This window comes from Citrobacter sp. Cpo089, from assembly GCF_030332695.1.
Classification (GTDB): Bacteria; Pseudomonadota; Gammaproteobacteria; order Enterobacterales; family Enterobacteriaceae; genus Citrobacter; species Citrobacter portucalensis.
The window spans coordinates 12361-29712 of the sequence record NZ_JAOWHJ010000024.1 but is presented as its reverse complement, the minus strand read 5'-3'; the positions used below and the strand labels follow the sequence as shown (position 1 = coordinate 29712).

Annotated in this window: 17 protein-coding genes; 6 read left to right on the top strand and 11 right to left on the bottom strand. The window is 54.5% G+C overall.

The window, feature by feature from the left end; all coding sequences use genetic code 11:
- Positions 1 to 31 precede the first annotated feature (31 nt).
- The 3 genes from pncA to sppA are packed head-to-tail and all read right to left on the bottom strand — an operon-like array spanning position 32 to position 3613.
- Positions 32 to 670, bottom strand: coding sequence for a bifunctional nicotinamidase/pyrazinamidase (gene pncA, locus OGX92_RS03545; protein ID WP_422387844.1), 639 nt, complete (start codon positions 668 to 670; stop codon positions 32 to 34).
- 14 nt (positions 671 to 684) lie between these two features.
- On the bottom strand, positions 685 to 1701 hold the full coding sequence (ansA, locus tag OGX92_RS03540; RefSeq protein ID WP_003832492.1) for an asparaginase: 1017 nt from the start codon (positions 1699 to 1701) through the stop codon (positions 685 to 687).
- A gap of 55 nt (positions 1702 to 1756) precedes the next feature.
- Complete coding sequence (sppA, locus tag OGX92_RS03535; protein ID WP_003832494.1) at positions 1757 to 3613, bottom strand: signal peptide peptidase SppA; 1857 nt, start codon at positions 3611 to 3613, stop codon at positions 1757 to 1759.
- Positions 3614 to 3788: 175 nt separating this feature from the next.
- Here sppA and OGX92_RS03530 point away from each other — a divergent pair, with 175 nt between their 5' ends.
- The 3 genes from OGX92_RS03530 to OGX92_RS03520 all read left to right on the top strand — a co-directional run bounded on the left by OGX92_RS03530 (position 3789) and on the right by OGX92_RS03520 (position 7451).
- Positions 3789 to 4340: an NAD(P)H nitroreductase gene (locus OGX92_RS03530; RefSeq protein ID WP_003832496.1), complete on the top strand. Its 552-nt coding sequence runs from the start codon at positions 3789 to 3791 to the stop codon at positions 4338 to 4340.
- A 116-nt stretch (positions 4341 to 4456) separates the two neighbouring features.
- Complete coding sequence (gene selD / locus OGX92_RS03525; protein ID WP_003832497.1) at positions 4457 to 5500, top strand: selenide, water dikinase SelD; 1044 nt, start codon at positions 4457 to 4459, stop codon at positions 5498 to 5500.
- 4 nt (positions 5501 to 5504) lie between these two features.
- Positions 5505 to 7451 carry a DNA topoisomerase III gene (locus tag OGX92_RS03520; protein WP_286586252.1) on the top strand — a complete coding sequence of 649 codons (1947 nt, stop codon included), beginning with the start codon at positions 5505 to 5507 and terminating at the stop codon, positions 7449 to 7451.
- An 88-nt stretch (positions 7452 to 7539) separates the two neighbouring features.
- On the opposite strand, the gene gdhA is transcribed toward OGX92_RS03520, so the two are convergent.
- Entirely contained in the window at positions 7540 to 8883 is a 1344-nt protein-coding gene (gene gdhA / locus OGX92_RS03515) for an NADP-specific glutamate dehydrogenase (RefSeq protein WP_003832501.1), read from the bottom strand.
- 252 nt (positions 8884 to 9135) lie between these two features.
- On the opposite strand from gdhA, the gene OGX92_RS03510 reads away from it, so the two are divergent.
- On the top strand, positions 9136 to 9396 hold the full coding sequence (locus OGX92_RS03510; RefSeq protein ID WP_170974251.1) for a YnjH family protein: 261 nt from the start codon (positions 9136 to 9138) through the stop codon (positions 9394 to 9396).
- Here OGX92_RS03510 and OGX92_RS03505 read toward each other — a convergent pair.
- On the bottom strand, positions 9356 to 9769 hold the full coding sequence (locus OGX92_RS03505; RefSeq protein WP_103285981.1) for a pyrimidine (deoxy)nucleoside triphosphate diphosphatase: 414 nt from the start codon (positions 9767 to 9769) through the stop codon (positions 9356 to 9358). The genes OGX92_RS03510 and OGX92_RS03505 overlap by 41 nt on opposite strands.
- Before the next feature lie 79 nt (positions 9770 to 9848).
- Between OGX92_RS03505 and OGX92_RS03500 the strand changes: the two genes are divergently transcribed.
- Together OGX92_RS03500 and OGX92_RS03495 are read left to right on the top strand one after the other, a co-directional pair.
- Positions 9849 to 10418, top strand: coding sequence for a carboxymuconolactone decarboxylase family protein (locus OGX92_RS03500; RefSeq protein WP_003832506.1), 570 nt, complete (start codon positions 9849 to 9851; stop codon positions 10416 to 10418).
- Positions 10411 to 11034, top strand: a complete 624-nt coding sequence (locus tag OGX92_RS03495; RefSeq protein ID WP_008784544.1) for a CDP-alcohol phosphatidyltransferase family protein — start codon at positions 10411 to 10413, stop codon at positions 11032 to 11034. The genes OGX92_RS03500 and OGX92_RS03495 overlap by 8 nt, the downstream gene beginning before the upstream one ends.
- A gap of 100 nt (positions 11035 to 11134) precedes the next feature.
- Here the strand turns inward: OGX92_RS03495 and OGX92_RS03490 are convergent, their stop codons facing one another.
- The 6 genes from OGX92_RS03490 to OGX92_RS03465 form a co-directional block, all read right to left on the bottom strand.
- Complete coding sequence (locus OGX92_RS03490) at positions 11135 to 12442, bottom strand: sulfurtransferase (RefSeq protein WP_286586245.1); 1308 nt, start codon at positions 12440 to 12442, stop codon at positions 11135 to 11137.
- 88 nt (positions 12443 to 12530) lie between these two features.
- Entirely contained in the window at positions 12531 to 13163 is a 633-nt protein-coding gene (locus OGX92_RS03485; protein WP_149335788.1) for an ATP-binding cassette domain-containing protein, read from the bottom strand.
- Positions 13163 to 14698 carry an ABC transporter permease family protein gene (locus tag OGX92_RS03480; protein WP_063941484.1) on the bottom strand — a complete coding sequence of 512 codons (1536 nt, stop codon included), beginning with the start codon at positions 14696 to 14698 and terminating at the stop codon, positions 13163 to 13165. Before OGX92_RS03480 ends, OGX92_RS03485 begins: the two co-directional genes overlap by 1 nt.
- Positions 14671 to 15840: an ABC transporter substrate-binding protein gene (locus tag OGX92_RS03475; protein ID WP_286586244.1), complete on the bottom strand. Its 1170-nt coding sequence runs from the start codon at positions 15838 to 15840 to the stop codon at positions 14671 to 14673. The genes OGX92_RS03480 and OGX92_RS03475 overlap by 28 nt, the downstream gene beginning before the upstream one ends.
- Before the next feature lie 32 nt (positions 15841 to 15872).
- Positions 15873 to 16583, bottom strand: a complete 711-nt coding sequence (locus OGX92_RS03470; protein ID WP_126956095.1) for a TVP38/TMEM64 family protein — start codon at positions 16581 to 16583, stop codon at positions 15873 to 15875.
- Complete coding sequence (locus OGX92_RS03465; protein WP_170974252.1) at positions 16580 to 17236, bottom strand: TVP38/TMEM64 family protein; 657 nt, start codon at positions 17234 to 17236, stop codon at positions 16580 to 16582. Before OGX92_RS03465 ends, OGX92_RS03470 begins: the two co-directional genes overlap by 4 nt.
- Positions 17237 to 17352: the final 116 nt, after the last annotated feature.

Below are 17352 nucleotides of genomic sequence, written 5' to 3'. Positions count from 1 at the left end.
GCGCCGACAGGAGAGACCCTATCGGCATCGCTTACGGCTGGGTTTCCAGCCAGTCGTCCAACGTATACAGCGTTGCGCCCGCAGTTGCCATTTCCATAAAGGCGTTTGCACTGTCCTGGGGTTGAATATTAACGCCACGGCAGCCGTCGGTTATAACGCTGACAGTGTAGCCAAGATCGAGCGCATCCAGAACGGTGAATTTAACGCAATAGTCGGTAGCCAGACCCATGATGATGAGCTCGGCAATGCGGTGTTCGAGTAGCCATGCATTCAGCGCGGTAGCCTGACGACGACCATTATCAAAAAACGCGCTGTAACTGTCGACCAGCGGGTTCTCACCTTTAGTGAACGTTTGACTTATCGCACGCTGGTTCAGCAGCGGATGCAGGGCAGCACCTTCGCTGTTTTGTACGCAATGATCGGGCCAGAACGTCTGCGCCAGGCCATCGAGTTGTCCCTGGCTGTAGGACTCGACCTGATGCTGGCTGGCAAAACTACCATGATTCGCCGGGTGCCAGTCCAGACTGGCAACGACCGTGTCGCCGCGTATGGCACACCAGTCAATCAGGCGGTTGGCGATATCGATTGTGCTGTCACCGTGTGGGACCGCGAGGGCACCACCGGCACAAAAGTCATTTTGTAAATCGACCAACAGTAAGGCTCGGGCCATGGGCATAGACTCCTTTAATCGTCAGGTGTGAGCTCACCACGCAGATTTTGCGTCATTGCTTCACGAATTGTCTGCGTATCCAGTCCCTGACTCAGCAAATAGTGCAGTTTGGTGAGAGTGGCTTCGACGGTCATATCCGCGCCGCCAATCACGCCAGCATGCGCCAGCGCATTCCCTGTCGCGTAGCCCCCCATGTTCACCTTGCCGGACATACACTGCGTAAGGTTCACCACCACAATGCCACGCGAGCTCGCATCTTCAAGTTCTTTCAGGAACTCTTTATTCTGCGGCGCATTGCCCACGCCGTAGGAGCGCAAAATTAATGCTTTTACCGGCTGGCGCAGGAAGTTGCGCACTACATCAGCGGAGATCCCAGGATAAATAGTGACCACGCCAATCGGTTGCGGAGTGATAGGATGCACAATCAACTCACCTGTGCCGTGAGGTGCGGGCGGTGTTCCCAGCCGGCGAATGTGGATCCCGGCTTCCAGCAGTGGTGCAAGGTTGGGTGAGGCAAACGCGTCAAAACCATCAGCATGCGCTTTAGTGGTCCGGTTGCCGCGAAACAATCGATTGTTGAAAAACAGGGTAACTTCATTGATCGGATAATTTGCTGCAACGTACAACGCATTCAGCAAATTGATTTGTCCGTCAGAACGTAGCTCTGCTAATGGGATTTGTGACCCTGTCACAATGACTGGCTTGCCCAGATTCTCCAGCATAAATGAGAGTGCCGAAGCCGTAAACGCCATGGTGTCAGTGCCGTGCAGAATGACAAAACCATCGTAATCGTCGTAGTGCGCTTTAATGTCTTCCGCAATATGCTGCCAGTCTTCTGGCGTCATGTCGGAGGAATCCATCAGCGGAACGTATTCATGGATGGTGAAGTCTGGCATCTCTGGGCGGTGGAATTCAGGCATCAGTGCCAGCTGACGCTGGAGATGACCGGAAACAGGAATATAACCCTGTTCTGAGCGCTGCATACCAATGGTACCGCCGGTATAGGCAACGTAAATCGATTTCTTTTGCATGACTTTTCTTCTGTCTCAAAGAAAACCCCTCTTCATCCCGAAGAGGGGTCAATAGTTAGCGAACGTTGGCGCAGGTCAGGCAAAACGCATAGCGGTTTTGCGGATCGTTAAACGCGGCCAGCTTTTCGCTTTCTGCTTTAACCGTACTCGCCGCAGAAGCGAGCGGCGCCGGGAGCATCGCCTGGATCGCTTCAGGCAGCATGGCACGAACGGAACCGGACATGCTGTCCATCACCATATCAACGAATGTCGGTTCGTCCTGATAATATTCAATGTGCCATTGCTTCAGTTTGGCCAGCTCAGCCGCTTTCGCCACGGCGTCATCAAAATCACCCAAACTGTCTACCAGACCATTGGCTTTCGCATCCTGGCCGGTCCAGACGTGGCCCTGCGCGATTTTGTCAATCTGCTCAGGCGTTGTCTTACGCGCATCTGCGACCAGCGTGATAAAGCGCTTATAGCCGTTCTCGATGCTCAGTTGCATCATTTGCTGCACTTCAGGTGGTAACGCCTTGGTAATGGAGATATCCGCCAGTGGGGATGTCGCCACGCCGTCGGTGTGTACACCAATGGAATCCAGACTGTTTTCCACAGTGTTGATCACGCCAAAGATCCCAATTGAACCGGTCAGCGTGCTGGGGTTTGCCACAATGTAGCTTGCTGGGGTGGAGATCCAGTACCCGCCGGATGCCGCCATGCCGCCCATGGACACGACAACCGGCTTGCCTGCCGCTTTTGCCGCAGCCAGCTCAGCGCGAATGACTTCGGAAGCGCTGACGCTGCCACCAGGGCTGTTCACGCGCAGGACAATTGCTTTCACTTTCGGATCAAGACGCGCTTCGCGGATCTGCGCGGCAGTCGTGTCCCCGCCCACATTCCCAGGGGTTTCTTCACCGTCCATAATTGCGCCATTCGCGAAGACGACGCCAATGCTGTCCCCAGTATCCGCTGGCGTTTTCAGCGAGTAATCGTAATAGCTGACGGCGCGATAATTTTTATCCGTTTTGCTCCAGCCAAACTGTTTGGTCAGCATTTTTTCGACTTCAGCGCTGGAAGCGAGTGCATCCACCAGTTTGTTGTCGAGCGCATATTTCGCGGTATCGCCATCGACTTTTGTCAAACCGTCCAGCATGGCCTGTGCGCCCGGGAACACCTGCTGGGCAGGGATCTGGCGGTTGGCAGCGACTGTGTCGAGATAGTTCTGCCACAGCTCGCCGATCCAGCGGCTGTCGGCTTCACGCGCGGCAGGAGACATATCATCGCGGATAAACGGTTCTACGGCAGACTTATAAGTTCCGACACGGAACACGTGCGTGGAAACTTTCAGCTTGTCGAGCAGGGACTTGTAGTACAAACCGTTGGTGGCAAAGCCGTGCAGATCAACGGAACCCTGCGGAGAGAGATAAATTTTATTGGCGAAACTGGCGAGGTAGTACTGCCCCTGGCTGAAGTTATCGCCTACGGCAAAGACCGGCTTGCCGCTGTCGCGGAATTCCCGCAGCGCTTTACCGATATACTGCATGGAAGGCTGGTCGGCCCCGGCAAAATTTTTCAGATCCATCACAATGCCGGTGATGTTGCGATCATCTTTTGCCTGGCGAATAGTATTCACGATATCGAACAGGGAGTTTTCCTGCAGACGATCGGAACTGGCGCCAAACAGCTGACGACCAATAACGCTTAAACGACTGGTGCTCGAAGGCTTATCGACAATCACCCCCGAGATATCCAGCAGCAGTGCGCCTCGCTCAGCGTGTTCACTGGTATTGCTGCTGCTGACCTGCATCCAGATGCCCACACCCACCAGTACCAACAAGATGAAGAACAGGTTAAGCACAAATTCACGGACGAAATTGAGTAATCGCCATGTCCATTTAAAAAATCCGGCAATAAATCGCCACAGGGTTCGCATGTATTCTCCCTACCGATTAACAACACGCCACCCCGAAATTCCGGAGAAAGGCGATAAGATGAGGCTATCGTAATGACCCGACAAGCACTTGTCAGCAGGAATCACCGCCTGTGCTGTAACAAAATCCGCTCACGTGTTAATTTTGTGAACAAATCTCATTGTTGGAGTTAAGCAAATGGATGCACTCGAATTACTGATTACCCGTCGTAGCGCCTCTCGTCTCGTCGAGCCGGCCCCGACAGGAGAGCAACTGCAAAACATTCTGCGGGCGGGTATGCGCGCGCCAGACCACAAAACGCTGCAACCGTGGCAATTCTTTGTCATTGAGGGCGAAGGGCGTGAGCGTTTTAGCGCGGTGCTTGAAAAAGGGGCGATTGCCGCAGGCAGTGACGAGAAAGCCCAGGACAAAGCCCGCAGCGCACCGTTTCGCGCGCCGCTAATTATTACCGTGGTGGCGAAATGTGAAGAAAACGACAAGGTTCCTCTGTGGGAACAAGAAATGTCTGCCGGTTGTGCGGTGATGGCTATGCAGATGGCCGCAATTGCCCAGGGCTTTGGCGGTATCTGGCGCAGTGGTGCATTAACCGAAAGTGCGGTCGTTCGCGAAGCATTCGACTGTCGCCCGCAAGATAAAATCGTCGGTTTCCTCTATCTGGGCACACCGCAGCTAAAAGCATCCACGACGATTAACCTTGCCGATCCGAGCGCATTCGTCCGTTATTTCTGATATCAACGGCAAAACTGTCTGGATTCTGAGCAAAGACACCCGAATTCAGACAGTCACTCTTACCACATCATGGAATGAGCGCTACCATATCCGGATTGCAATGACAGGAGATGTCCATGAGCGAGCAAGCTATTCGTTTAACGCAATACAGCCACGGAGCCGGTTGCGGTTGTAAAATTTCCCCAAAAGTGCTGGAAACCATCCTGCACAGCGAGCAGGCGAAGTTTGTTGATCCGAACTTACTGGTGGGTAATGAAACCCGCGACGACGCGGCCGTATACGATCTGGGAAACGGCACCAGCGTTATCAGCACCACCGATTTCTTTATGCCGATTGTCGATAATCCGTTTGATTTTGGCCGCATCGCCGCGACTAACGCCATCAGCGATATTTTCGCTATGGGCGGCAAACCGATTATGGCAATTGCTATTCTGGGCTGGCCGCTGGATAAGCTGGCACCGGAAATCGCCCGCGAAGTAACCGAAGGCGGACGCTTTGCCTGCCGTCAGGCGGGTATTGCGCTGGCGGGCGGTCACTCTATCGATGCCCCAGAGCCAATCTTCGGCCTTGCGGTAACCGGCGTTGTGCCGACCGAACGCGTGAAGAAAAACAGCACCGCTGAAGCAGGGTGTAAGTTGTTCCTGACCAAGCCTCTGGGTATTGGCGTTCTGACAACTGCTGAGAAAAAATCACTGCTGAAAGAAGAACACAAAGGACTGGCGACAGAAGTGATGTGCCGGATGAACATTGCCGGTGCGGCATTCGCCGATATTGATGGCGTGAAAGCCATGACCGATGTTACCGGTTTTGGTCTGCTGGGGCATCTGAGTGAGATGTGTCAGGGTGCAGGCGTTCAGGCGCAGATCGTCTACCAGGATATTCCTAAGCTGCCAGGCGTTGAAGAATACATCGCGCAGGGCGCGGTGCCGGGTGGTACCCAACGTAACTTTGCCAGCTACGGACACCTGATGGGTGAAATGCCGCAATCGGTACGCGATCTGCTGTGCGATCCGCAAACTTCCGGTGGCCTGTTGCTGGCGGTAACGCCGGAAGCTGAAGCCGAAGTGAAAGCGGCAGCGGCGCAGTTCGGTATCGATCTCACCGCCATTGGTGAGTTAGTGGAAGCTCGTGGCGGTCGCGCCATGGTTGAGATTCGTTAACTCGATGCGGTTGTTTATTGCCGAAAAACCAAGTCTGGCGCGTGCTATCGCCGATGTGCTGCCGAAGCCGCATCGCAAAGGCGATGGTTTTATCGAATGCGGAAATGGACAAGTGGTGACCTGGTGTATTGGTCACCTGCTTGAACAGGCGCAGCCGGATGCCTACGACAGTCGTTATGCTCGCTGGAGTCTGGTCGATCTGCCGATTGTCCCGGAAAAGTGGCAACTGCAACCGCGCCCCTCGGTGACCAAACAGCTCAACGTCATTAAGCGCTTTTTGCATGAAGCCAGCGAAGTTATTCACGCCGGTGACCCCGATCGTGAAGGGCAACTGCTGGTGGATGAAGTGCTGGATTACCTGCAACTGGCACCTGAAAAGCGTCAGAAGGTGCAGCGTTGCCTGATTAACGACCTCAACCCGCAGGCCGTTGAGCGGGCTATTGAGCGGCTGCGCGCCAACAGTGAGTTTATCCCGCTGTGCGTGTCGGCACTGGCGCGAGCGCGTGCGGACTGGTTGTACGGTATCAATATGACGCGCGCTTACACCATTCTTGGACGTAACGCGGGCTATCAGGGCGTACTTTCGGTCGGGCGCGTACAAACACCGGTGCTCGGGCTGGTTGTGCGTCGCGATGAAGAGATAGAGAACTTCGTCGCCAAAGACTTCTTCGAAGTGAAAGCGCATATCGTAACGCCTGCCGATGAGCGGTTTACCGCTATCTGGCAGCCGAGCGAAGCGTGTGAGCCGTATCAGGATGAAGAAGGGCGCTTGCTGAATCGCACGCTGGCTGAACACGTGGTGAACCGCATTAACGGTCAACCGGCGATAGTCACCAGCTATAACGATAAACGGGAATCAGAATCCGCGCCGTTGCCGTTCTCGCTGTCTGCGTTGCAGATTGAAGCGGCGAAGCGCTTCGGTTTAAGTGCGCAAAACGTTCTGGATATCTGCCAGAAACTGTATGAAACCCATAAGTTGATTACCTATCCGCGTTCGGATAGCCGTTATCTGCCGGAAGAACACTTTGCCGGGCGTCACGCGGTACTGAACGCGATTAGCGTCCATGCGCCGGATCTGCTCCCGCAGCCGGCGGTCAATCCCGATACGCGAAATCGCTGTTGGGACGACAAAAAAGTGGATGCGCACCACGCCATCATTCCTACCGCGCGCAGTTCGTCCATCAACCTGAATGACAACGAAGCGAAAATTTACAACCTGATTGCCCGTCAGTATCTGATGCAATTTTGCGCAGATGCGGTATTCAGGAAGTGCGTTATTGAGCTGGATATCGCCAAAGGTAAGTTTGTCGCTAAAGCGCGTTTTCTGGCGGAAGCCGGATGGCGCACGCTGCTCGGCAACAAAGAGCGCGACGAAGATAATGACGGGACGCCGCTGCCGGTGGTGGCAAAAGATGACGAACTGCTGTGCGAAAAAGGCGAAGTAGTTGAACGTCAGACCCAGCCCCCGCGGCACTTTACTGATGCAACTCTGCTGTCAGCGATGACCGGGATTGCGCGATTCGTGCAGAATAAAGATCTGAAAAAGATCCTGCGCGCAACGGATGGTTTAGGTACGGAAGCGACGCGTGCCGGAATTATCGAGCTGCTGTTTAAGCGTGGATTCCTGGTGAAAAAAGGACGTTATATCCATTCGACTGACGCGGGAAAAGCGCTGTTCCACTCGTTGCCAGAAATGGCGACGCGCCCGGACATGACAGCGCACTGGGAATCTATCCTGACCCAAATCAGCGAAAAGCAGTGTCGCTATCAGGATTTCATGCAGCCGCTGGTGGGGACGCTGTATCAGCTTATCGATCAGGCGCGCAGCACACCGGTACGACGCTTTCGTGGAATTGCTGCACCTGGCGGTAGTGGTAGCGATAAGAAAAAAAGCGCGCCACGTAAACGTCCGGCGAAAAAAAGCCCGCCTTCTGAAGAGGCGGGCCTGTAAGTTTGTAGGCCTGATAAGCATAGCGCATCAGGCTTAGCCGGATGCGGCACCCGTACCTAATCCGGCTTAGTGGCCTGCAGAGACAATATTAAATCACGCCCTGACCCAGCATCGCGTCGGCAACCTTCACGAAGCCCGCGATGTTGGCGCCACGTACGTAGTTGGTCTGCTTGCTTTCGCCGCCGTATTCAACGCAGGCATGGTGAATATCCAGCATGATGTGGTGCAGGCGCGCATCCACTTTCTCCGCTTTCCAGCCCAGACGAGCGGCGTTTTGCGCCATTTCCAGACCGGATGTCGCTACGCCACCGGCGTTTGCGGCTTTACCCGGTGCGAACAGTACGCCCGCTTCGAGGAACAGATCTGTGGCCTCGATAGTGGTCGGCATGTTTGCCCCTTCGGCGACAGCTTTCACGCCGTTGGCGATCAGTACGCGCGCTGCATCGACATCCAGTTCGTTCTGAGTGGCGCACGGCAGGGCGATGTCGACCGGAACCGACCACGGTTGTTTGCCTTCCAGATAGGTCAGACCAAACTCACGGGCGTAATCCGCCACGCGACCGTCACGGCTGTCTTTGATCGCACACAGACGCGCCAGTTTTTCTTTAGTAAATCCACTTTCGTCAACCACGGTACCGCTGGAATCAGAGGCGGTAACTACCCGCGCGCCAAACTCCATGGCTTTCTCAATGGCGAATTGCGCCACGTTGCCGGAGCCAGAAACCGCCACGCGCATGCCTTCAAAGCCCAGACCATGGCGTTTGAGCATTGCTTCGGTGAAGTACACCAGACCGTAGCCGGTGGCTTCCGGGCGGATCAGGCTGCCGCCAAAAGAGAGACCTTTACCGGTAAAGACGCAGGCGCTGTTGTTGGACAGTTTTTTCATCATCCCGGCCATAAAGCCGACTTCACGACCACCCACGCCGATATCGCCCGCCGGGACGTCGGTATCAGGACCTAAATGGCGGAACAGTTCGGTCATCAGTGCCTGGCAGAAACGCATGATTTCGCCTTCGCTTTTACCTTTCGGATCGAAATCACTCCCGCCTTTACCACCGCCCATTGGCAGCGTGGTGAGGGCGTTCTTAAAGGTCTGCTCGAAACCCAGGAATTTCAGGATAGACAGGTTCACGGAAGGGTGGAAACGCATACCGCCTTTGTACGGGCCAATGGCAGAGCTAAACTGTACGCGCCACGCGCGGTTGACCTGCACCTGATTGCGATCGTCCAGCCAAACTACGCGGAACTGGATCACGCGCTCCGGTTCAACCAGACGTTCCAGCAACGACATCTGACGATAACGCGGGTTCTGCTCAAGAAAGGGCCACAGCGTCGTCATTACCTCACGAACGGCTTGCGCGAACTCGGTCTGATTCGGGTCGCGCTTTTGCACATGGTTGAGAAATGACTCCAGAGAACATGTCTGATCCATAGATATAAGAACCTCTTATGTATTGATATGGTTATATTTTTGATATTTATGTTATGTGTTGTGCAGTTTTTGACTATACCATCAGCAGTGTGACGTGACGCAAGAAAAAATTAACCCCGCTAAGTAAATTAATATTGCGCCGTGGGTCATAACCAAAAACGATGATGGAAGGGACTAAAGTTTCTGCCGATTTATACCGTTATACTGAGCATAAATGTCAGTTAAAAAGGAAACACAATGCGCCGTTTAATCATGGCAGGAGCGTTGGTTCTGGTGTCCAGCGCGACGCTGGCAAATCAGCTTTATCGCCCGGATGTGCAGGTGAATGTACCGCCGGAAGTGTTCAGTTCCAGCGGTCAACGGGCACAGCCCTGTAGCCAGTGCTGTATTTATCAGGATCAAAACTACTCTGAAGGGGCGGTGATTAAAGCCGATGGCGTTCTGTTGCAGTGCCAGCGCGATGATAAAACGATCAGCACGAATCCGCTGGTCTGGCGGCGTGTAAAAGGATAAACGCCTCTAACAACGGGATATCGGCGGGTGCCAGCGGATAACGCAGCGCCTCTTCGGGTGAGCACCAGACGATATCCTGATGTTCAAATGCTCTCAATTCCCCCTGAAAAGACGGTACATGCCAGGCGTGTAGGTGAATCAATCGGCCTGAAACCTCGCGTTGATGACTGGCAATGTAGCGCCCCACGACCGCCTCAATGCCCAACTCTTCACGCAATTCACGGATCAGCGCCTCGGGCTGACTTTCGCCCGGCTCAACCTTACCCCCGGCAAACTCCCACATGCCTGACTGATCCGCATGAAGCGGACGCTGAGCCAGTAAAATTTTGCCATCACGTTCAATGATAGCGGCGACCACGTCGAGGGTTTTCATCATATTCATCAAGATCTAACAGCAGAAAATGACATACTATCGTTATCTTTGTTTTATCTAAAGTATTCAGGAGTCACCGTTGAACGAACCTCAGTCGTGGGTAAAGCCGTTAACGCGTATCCCTTCCAGTTTAAAACCGCTCGTTGCCACGCAGAAAAAACATTATGGCGATGTGCTGCATCCCACGCGCTGGTGGGGGCGGATGCCGTTTCTGTTCTGGCTGGTGGCGCTGTTTGTCGGGTTTCTGGAGCGTAAAAAGGCGCGCTTAACGCCGGTGATGCGCGCGCTGTTGATGACCCGCGTTTCTCAGGTCTGCCACTGTGCTTTCTGTGTTGATGCGAATAGTTTACGGCTGGCAGAACGCTGTGGCGCGCTGGATAAAGTCATGCAGGTTGTCAACTGGCAAGATTCGACGCTGTTTAGCGCTGAAGAACGCGTCGCGCTGGCCTATGCCGATGCGGTTACCGCAACGCCTCCACAGGTTGACGATGCGCTGAAAGCTCAGATGAAGCAGCATTTTACCGATGTTGCCATTACGGAAATGACCGCGCTGATTGCGTTTCAAAATCTCTCGGCGCGTTTTAATGCCGCTCTCGATATTCCCTCGCAGGGACTGTGTGACAGTTTTAAAGGACGCCCGCATGCTTGACCGCCATCTTCATCCACGATTAAAACCGCTGTTGCATCGGTGCGTAGGTATTATCGATAAACCGGCGATTACCCCGGACGGACTTACGCTGGTCGGATTTGCCATTGGCGTGCTGGCGTTGCCATTTCTGGCGTTAGGCTGGTATCTGGCGGCGCTGGTGGCCATTGTACTCAATCGGTTGTTTGACGGACTGGATGGGGCGCTGGCGCGGCGCAGAGGACTATCAGACGCCGGCGGATTTCTCGATATCTCGCTCGATTTTTTGTTTTACGCCCTTGTGCCGTTTGGTTTTATTCTTGCCGCTCCGGCGCAGAATGCGCTGGCAGGCAGTTGGCTGTTGTTCGCGTTTATTGGCACCGGTAGCAGCTTTCTGGCTTTCGCCGCACTGGCAGCAAAACATCAGATTGATAACCCCGGTTACGCGCATAAATCGTTTTATTATCTGGGTGGATTAACCGAAGGAACTGAGACGATTTTGCTGTTTGTGTTGGGGTGTCTGTTCCCGGACTATTTTGCCGTGCTGGCGTGGGTCTTTGGCGCGCTGTGCTGGATGACAACGTTCACCCGGATCTGGAGCGGATATCTGACGCTGAAAACCGTTCAGCGTCAGGCGTAAGGTAATGCGTTGCCGGATGCGCTTCGCTTATCCGGCCTACAACGATGATATATCCAGGCTGGGTAAAGCGTTCTCACCGCATCCGGCAATAATGCCAGTCTTACTTGCTGGCGTCCGGACCCCGTTCACCGCTGGCGACCGGGTTTTTCGGATTGCTGCTCCACTCGTACCAGCCACCATCGTAAACAGAGACGTTTTTCCAGCCCATCGCGCGGGCATACATAAACGTTTCTGAAGCACGCCAGCCGGTACCGCAATAGAAAGAGACCTGTTGATTCGGCAGGATATTCCATTGCTTCCACATCGCGGCGATGTCATCCGCGCTGCGCATGGTGCCATCCGGGTTATGGAAATCTTCCATGTGGGTGGAGTCGCTGCCCGCGTGGCCCCAACGTGCGCCTGCGATCTCACCTTTTGGCTTAATGTAGCTGTAGCCGCTGGTAGTACCGACAAATTCTGGCCATGAACGAATGCTTACTAAAGACGCATCCTGGCGATGCAGCAGACCGCGAGCCTGTTCCGTATCGAGCATCAGCTGCGGCTGGGCAGGGATTTTCACGCCGAAATCAGGTTCTGGTTTCACCGTTGGCGGAGTGCCGCGTTCGACCGGTAAACCTGAGTCGGACCAGGTTTGCCAACCGCCGTCGAGCAGACGAACGTCTTTCACGCCTGCGTACAACATAATTTGTGCCACGCGTGCGGCGGCATAGACATCGCGGCCGTATAAAATTACCGTGGTGTCGTGACGGATACCGTGTTTCGCCAGCATCGCTTTAAGCTGCTCATCGGAAACCTTATTCCACAGCGGTTCGCTTTCAACTTCATTGGTATCAATGTAACCCGCGCCGGGGATGTGGCTGAGCAGATACAACTTCGGCGCGCCCCAGGCGGCTTCAATCACTTTCCAGTTACCCGCTGGTTTGGCAGTCACGTCTTTACCCTGCTGAAGTTCGTGCAGCCACTGTGGGTAAACCAACTGTTCGAAGTGCGGCAGACGTTGCAGACGCGCAGGATCTGTCAGCGCATCGCTGAGGGTTGAGATATGGTTAAAGCCAACTTTTTGCAGACGGGATTTAACGGCCTGCATGTCGTTATCACGGCCATACAGCGCCACCGGAGCGTCGGTCTTAAGTTGATGTGACTTAACCCAGGCGCTGAGTTGTTCATCATTCATCTTGTCGAGCCAGGCGGCAGACAGATTCAGTGCGTAAGGTTCGTGTCCTGAAGGACCATTGAGCGATTGTGGCCAACCGTTGTAAAAAGCGCTCTGACGGGTATCGATTGCCGCGCCTTGCTTTTGCTGTAACTGGTTGAGGGTGAGCGCCTGTGCTGTTTCAGCAGCCCAGGAAGAAGCGCAAGCGAGCCCTAAAGCCAGTGCCAGCGCGGTCATTTGAGAAACACGTTTCATCGAATAGCCCGACATTGAAAAAAAGAAGACGACATTCTGTGCCGCCAGTTACGTAAAAACCTTGCGTTAATGCAGCATATCGCCACATTCACACCCAGTTTTCCATCTGAAATACGCGGCCTGCAGGCGGCACGTCCTGCGCGTCATGGGTCACCTGTACCACCGGGATCCCCAGCTTACGCACCTCGGTGAAGACCCATTGGCGAAAGTTATCGCGTAGCGACGCATCCAGCCTGCTAAAGGGTTCATCGAGTAACAGTGCCTGGGGCTGCGCCAGTAGTGTACGGAGCAGGGCGACACGCGAGCGTTGTCCGCCGGAGAGTGACGCCGGATCGCGCGAATAAAAACCTGCCAGGTCAGCGCGTGCGAGAGCGCATTCAATCTCATGGCGTCTGGCGGGACCTTGCAGGCTGGCGGGTAAGGCCAGCAGTAAATTCTGCCCAACGCTGAAATGGTCAAACAGCAGCGCATCCTGGAACAAAATACCAATCTGGCGCTGCGCGGTAGGTAACGTATCGATGCGTCGTTCATTAAGCCACAGTTCGCCTGAGGCCTGAAACTGGGGAGGCAACGCCCCGATCATCCATGAAAACAGCGAAGATTTCCCGCTGCCGGAAGGTCCCATAATTGTGACGATGTCACTTTTGTTAACCTGAAAATTAACGTCTTTCACCAGCGCTTTCACGCCCTGGTACAACGAAACGCCTCGTACGGTAAGCATTAGCGGAGTCCTTGTCGAAAGCGGCCGATCCACGCGGCGAGAAAGGCTGCAAGTGCGAAAACGAGCAGTGGTAAAAGCAGCTGCCACAACGCTTGTGTTGCCAGAATCGCACTGCTACCGCCGCTGCTTAATGCCACCGCTTCGGTGGTGAACGTGGGATAGCGTCCGGCACCTAGCCACAGCGTTGGCATATACTGGGCGATACTAACTGAGAAGCCAACCGCGAAGGCAATCAATGCCGGGCGCGCCAGCTGCGGGCATTTCACCAGCCAGAATATCCGCCCCCGCGTCCAGCCCAGGGTTTGCGCAATCAAAATTAATCGTGGGTCAATGCGCTGCCAAGCCGGTTTAAGCACAAATAGCATCCAGGGCATCACCCACAGCAGGTGGCCCCAGATAATGGTCGTCATCAGTCCATCTTGTTCGGCATCTAACGCCAGCAGATATTGTCCGGTTACCAGTGGTAGCGCAGGCAAAATGAGCGGTAGCCAGACCCAGCGGTGTCCGGTTTGTGGACCCCATTCCAGCCAGGCAAAAAGTATCAGTAGCGCCAGCACGCTGGAAAGGAGCCCCAGTTGCAGGCTATTGTTGAGCGCCTCGTTGTTTAGCGAGGAATAGCTGGCGATAAGCGCCAGTACCAGCGCGCATACCACACCGCTGACGGGCAAAATCTGTACCAGCGGGCGTGCGATTGTCATAGATGAAAAATGCTGGCGTTCACCGTTTACTGCCGGAATAGTATGTCGCCAGGCACGCCAGAGCAGATAACCCACCAGCGCGATAACAAGGAGCAACAGCACCAGTAACAGACTGGCAAGTGCGCCTTTCGCCTGCTGTTCTACGTCGCCCTGACTGAGCCACTGCCAGCTCAATACGGCAAGCGTTGGCGGATTGCCGGGGCCAAGAACGATTGCCACATCAACAACGGAGAGTGACCAGGCAACAATCGCCAGCATAGCTTTACCTAATGCCGGGCCGATAGCGGGCAGAACCAGCCAGTTCAGGCATTGCAGTCGGCTGTAACCCAGCGAATCCAATACGATAACCTGCTGAGAAAGTTGTTTCTCACTCAGTAGGGCCGAGAGAATCCATAACAAAAAAGCGCTCTCTTTCACCGCCAGCGTTACGCCAAGTCCAATGCCGTAGCGGTCCGGCTGTGGGCTGAGGAACGGGAGCCATTGCCAAAGTATGCCGCCTTCAGCAAAAACCAACAGCACGCTGGTGGCGAAGGCAACGTGCGGAATTGCCAGCAGCCACGGAAGACGCGTATACAGACGTACCCAGCCTGCGCCGGGCCACAAGGCGAGGATCGCCAGCAGCGCGATGATCAGCGCGCCCCCAGCCGCGAGGCCGACGGAAACCAGTGTTGCCAGTAACGCCTGCGGGAGTTGAGGATCGGCAAAGAGCGCCAGCCAGTGTGTGGTACTAAGCGCCGGTGTTATCAGAGACCATGCCGCTGGCGCCAACGGCAGATAAACTGCCGCCATGATGGCCCAGAGTAGCAGAATTAATGCGTACCGTAGCGGCGTAACCATTCTTGTTCCAGAGCGTTTACCCAGGCTGCATGCGGTTCTGGCAACACGGCAGGGAGCCCCTGTGGGATCCGCGCCAGCAGCGCATCACGCTGTTCGTCAGGCAATTTTTGTGGATCAAGCACCGAAGGATCTCCCCAGACAGCCGGGTCAGCTTTGCGCAGTTGTGCTTCAGGAGAAAGCAGGAAGTTTGCCACGACTTTTGCTCCGGCACTGGCGTGGGCATTCGCCGGAATGGCAACAAAGTGCACGTTGCCGAGCATGCCCTGTGAGAAACCAAAACTGTAACTGCTTTTAGGCAATTCGCCGCTCGCCACTTTTTGCTGCGCGTGGCCCGGGTTAAAGGTCAATGATAAACGCAGGGTACCGCTATTGAGCAGTGCATCCATTCGTGCTGGCGTGGGCGGAAAATCTTTGCCTTCACGCCAAAGTACAGGATGCAAAGTATCAAGATACTGCCACAATGGCGCGGTAACTTCGGCGAATGTCGCTGTATCTGGCGCAACTTTCAATGCCTGTGGTTTGGTGGTGAGCGAAATTAGCAACTGCTCAAGAAAAGCCGTTCCAGTAAAGTCGGGCGGGCGTGGATAGGTCACCGTGCCAGGGTGCGCCTGCGCGAATTTAAACAGTGCCTGCGGAGATTGTGGCGGCTGCGCGGTAAGATCGCGCCGGGCAATAAAAGTGAGTTGGGCACCGCCCCACGGTGATTCAGCCCCCTCTGTTTGAACGGAGAAATCTTCGGTCACCGGTTTTTGTGTATCAACATAGCGCCAGTTAGGCAGCGTTTGCGCCCACTGGGTTTGCAGTAGCCCGGCTTCTTTTAGCGTACGGAAGTTTTCGCCGTTAACCCACAGTAAATCGACAGAGCCGCCGGTTTTTCGCCCGGATGCCGCTTCCGTCTGGATGCGTTTTACGGCATCGGCAGCGTCTGCCAGGCGCACGATTTTCAGGTTAATGTCGTAGTGCGTTTTCATCTCGCCGCTAACCCAGTCGAGATACTGGTTAACTGCATTGTCGCCACCCCAGGCGTTGAACCACACCGTTTGACCACGGGCGTCATTTTTGATTTGTTGCCAGCTGGCGTCCTGGGCAAACGTCGCCAGCGGGCAGAGCAACAAACTCAGACACAATAAGCAGTAACGCATAATATCTCCATGGTTAAAAATGGGGGAAGGTCTCAGCTTTTTTTCCGTTGGCGCTCAAGATAAAGGCTTCTCGCCACCGATATCACCACGCTTAGGGCAAACAGGACAAACAGACCCGTCACAAACCAAAATGTGCCGCCGGTTAACAGGCTTCCCGCCCATGAGTAGACGATAGTGGCGGGTAACTGTCCGATGCCGGTGGCGATGAAAAAATGGCGAAAACGAATTGAGGTCAGGCCTGCCGCGTAGCTTACCGGGTCGAACGGCACAAAAGGTAACAGGCGGCAGACCAGAATAGTGTGCTTACCATAGCGCTCGAAAAAAGCGTCCATATTGTTCAGCACCGTTTTTCCGGTCAGCTTTTCTACCGCACCGCGACCTAAAATGCGGGCAATAAAAAAGCACAGCGCCGCACCTGCCATTGCGCTGCTCCAGGATAGTACGCCGCCCCAAAATGCGCCAAACAGCGAGGCATTGGCAAACGTGATCACAAACGCAGGAAGCGGTGCAACGATGGCCTGTAAGATCATCAGGAAGAACGACACCACCGCCGCCTGGGTTCCATAAGAACGAATAAAGTTTTCCAGAGCATGCTGATCGAGTGTGGTAAATGCTGCCAGGCCGCCGTGGAGAAAATCACTCACGCCAGGTATCCATGCCCATGCCATTAGCCCGAGCAGTAGCAGAGCAATCAAACCCACCCGGTAATAGCGAGCCAGCCGCGCTTTATTCCGTTTTATCATTTACCTGTACACTCATGGTTGGCTGACGGATCGATATGCTTATATCGGGCCCAGGCTTTGGCTGCCTGAACGAGGGCGAATAACGCCAGCCCTGCCACGCTGAGCTTACCGATGAATACCAGGGTAATGCCTTCGCTGGCGAGTTCATGCGACATCAGCGTATAGATAAAGATGCCGGGTAAGGTGGTAAGTGCCGATATTACGGTAAATGACCAGAACGGAATGGCCGTCAGCCCATAGGCGTAATTTTGAATATTATAGGGGAACAGCGGCACGAGCCGGGTCAGGATCAGAAAGTCTACTCCGCTATGGGCAATGCCTTTTTCGATAGCCTGAAACGTCGCCGTGTGCCCAACGTATTTCAGTAGTAGATCCCGTCCAAGCCAGCGAGCCAGCAAAAACGACAGCGCTGAGGCCACGGTTGCAGCCACTAACGAGATAAGCGTCCCAGCCACGGGGCCAAACAGCACACCGCCGACGATCACCAGGATGCTGCCTGGAATCAGACACAGCGCAGCAACAATAAAAAGCAGGATATAAAGCGTATAGCCGAACATACCGCTTTGGCGGATGACGTCTTGTAAATGATGGAAATTGGTTATCAGGTCTGTCAGACCATAATGATGGAAAACTCCCGCCAGAACGCAGAACAGGACCGCGACAATCAGCAGCCGGTATTCTGCTTTATGCGAACTTCTTTTTCATGGGGGTTCTCCTGTAAAACCGAGTGCAATGGAGCATTTTCGTCAGCGAAAAGCGCGCGCGAAGA

Coding starts and splice junctions, on each gene's coding strand:
- OGX92_RS03520 (WP_286586252.1), top strand. CDS start 5,505: ATGCGGTTGTTTATTGCCGAAAAACCAAGTCTGGCGCGTGCTATCGCC.
- gdhA (WP_003832501.1), bottom strand. CDS start 8,883: ATGGATCAGACATGTTCTCTGGAGTCATTTCTCAACCATGTGCAAAAG.
- ansA (WP_003832492.1), bottom strand. CDS start 1,701: ATGCAAAAGAAATCGATTTACGTTGCCTATACCGGCGGTACCATTGGT.
- OGX92_RS03485 (WP_149335788.1), bottom strand. CDS start 13,163: ATGCTTACCGTACGAGGCGTTTCGTTGTACCAGGGCGTGAAAGCGCTG.
- OGX92_RS03490 (WP_286586245.1), bottom strand. CDS start 12,442: ATGAAACGTGTTTCTCAAATGACCGCGCTGGCACTGGCTTTAGGGCTC.
- OGX92_RS03510 (WP_170974251.1), top strand. CDS start 9,136: ATGGCAGGAGCGTTGGTTCTGGTGTCCAGCGCGACGCTGGCAAATCAG.
- OGX92_RS03495 (WP_008784544.1), top strand. CDS start 10,411: ATGCTTGACCGCCATCTTCATCCACGATTAAAACCGCTGTTGCATCGG.
- OGX92_RS03480 (WP_063941484.1), bottom strand. CDS start 14,698: ATGGTTACGCCGCTACGGTACGCATTAATTCTGCTACTCTGGGCCATC.
- OGX92_RS03505 (WP_103285981.1), bottom strand. CDS start 9,769: ATGAAAACCCTCGACGTGGTCGCCGCTATCATTGAACGTGATGGCAAA.
- OGX92_RS03475 (WP_286586244.1), bottom strand. CDS start 15,840: ATGCGTTACTGCTTATTGTGTCTGAGTTTGTTGCTCTGCCCGCTGGCG.
- OGX92_RS03470 (WP_126956095.1), bottom strand. CDS start 16,583: ATGATAAAACGGAATAAAGCGCGGCTGGCTCGCTATTACCGGGTGGGT.
- pncA (WP_422387844.1), bottom strand. CDS start 670: ATGGCCCGAGCCTTACTGTTGGTCGATTTACAAAATGACTTTTGTGCC.
- sppA (WP_003832494.1), bottom strand. CDS start 3,613: ATGCGAACCCTGTGGCGATTTATTGCCGGATTTTTTAAATGGACATGG.
- selD (WP_003832497.1), top strand. CDS start 4,457: ATGAGCGAGCAAGCTATTCGTTTAACGCAATACAGCCACGGAGCCGGT.
- OGX92_RS03530 (WP_003832496.1), top strand. CDS start 3,789: ATGGATGCACTCGAATTACTGATTACCCGTCGTAGCGCCTCTCGTCTC.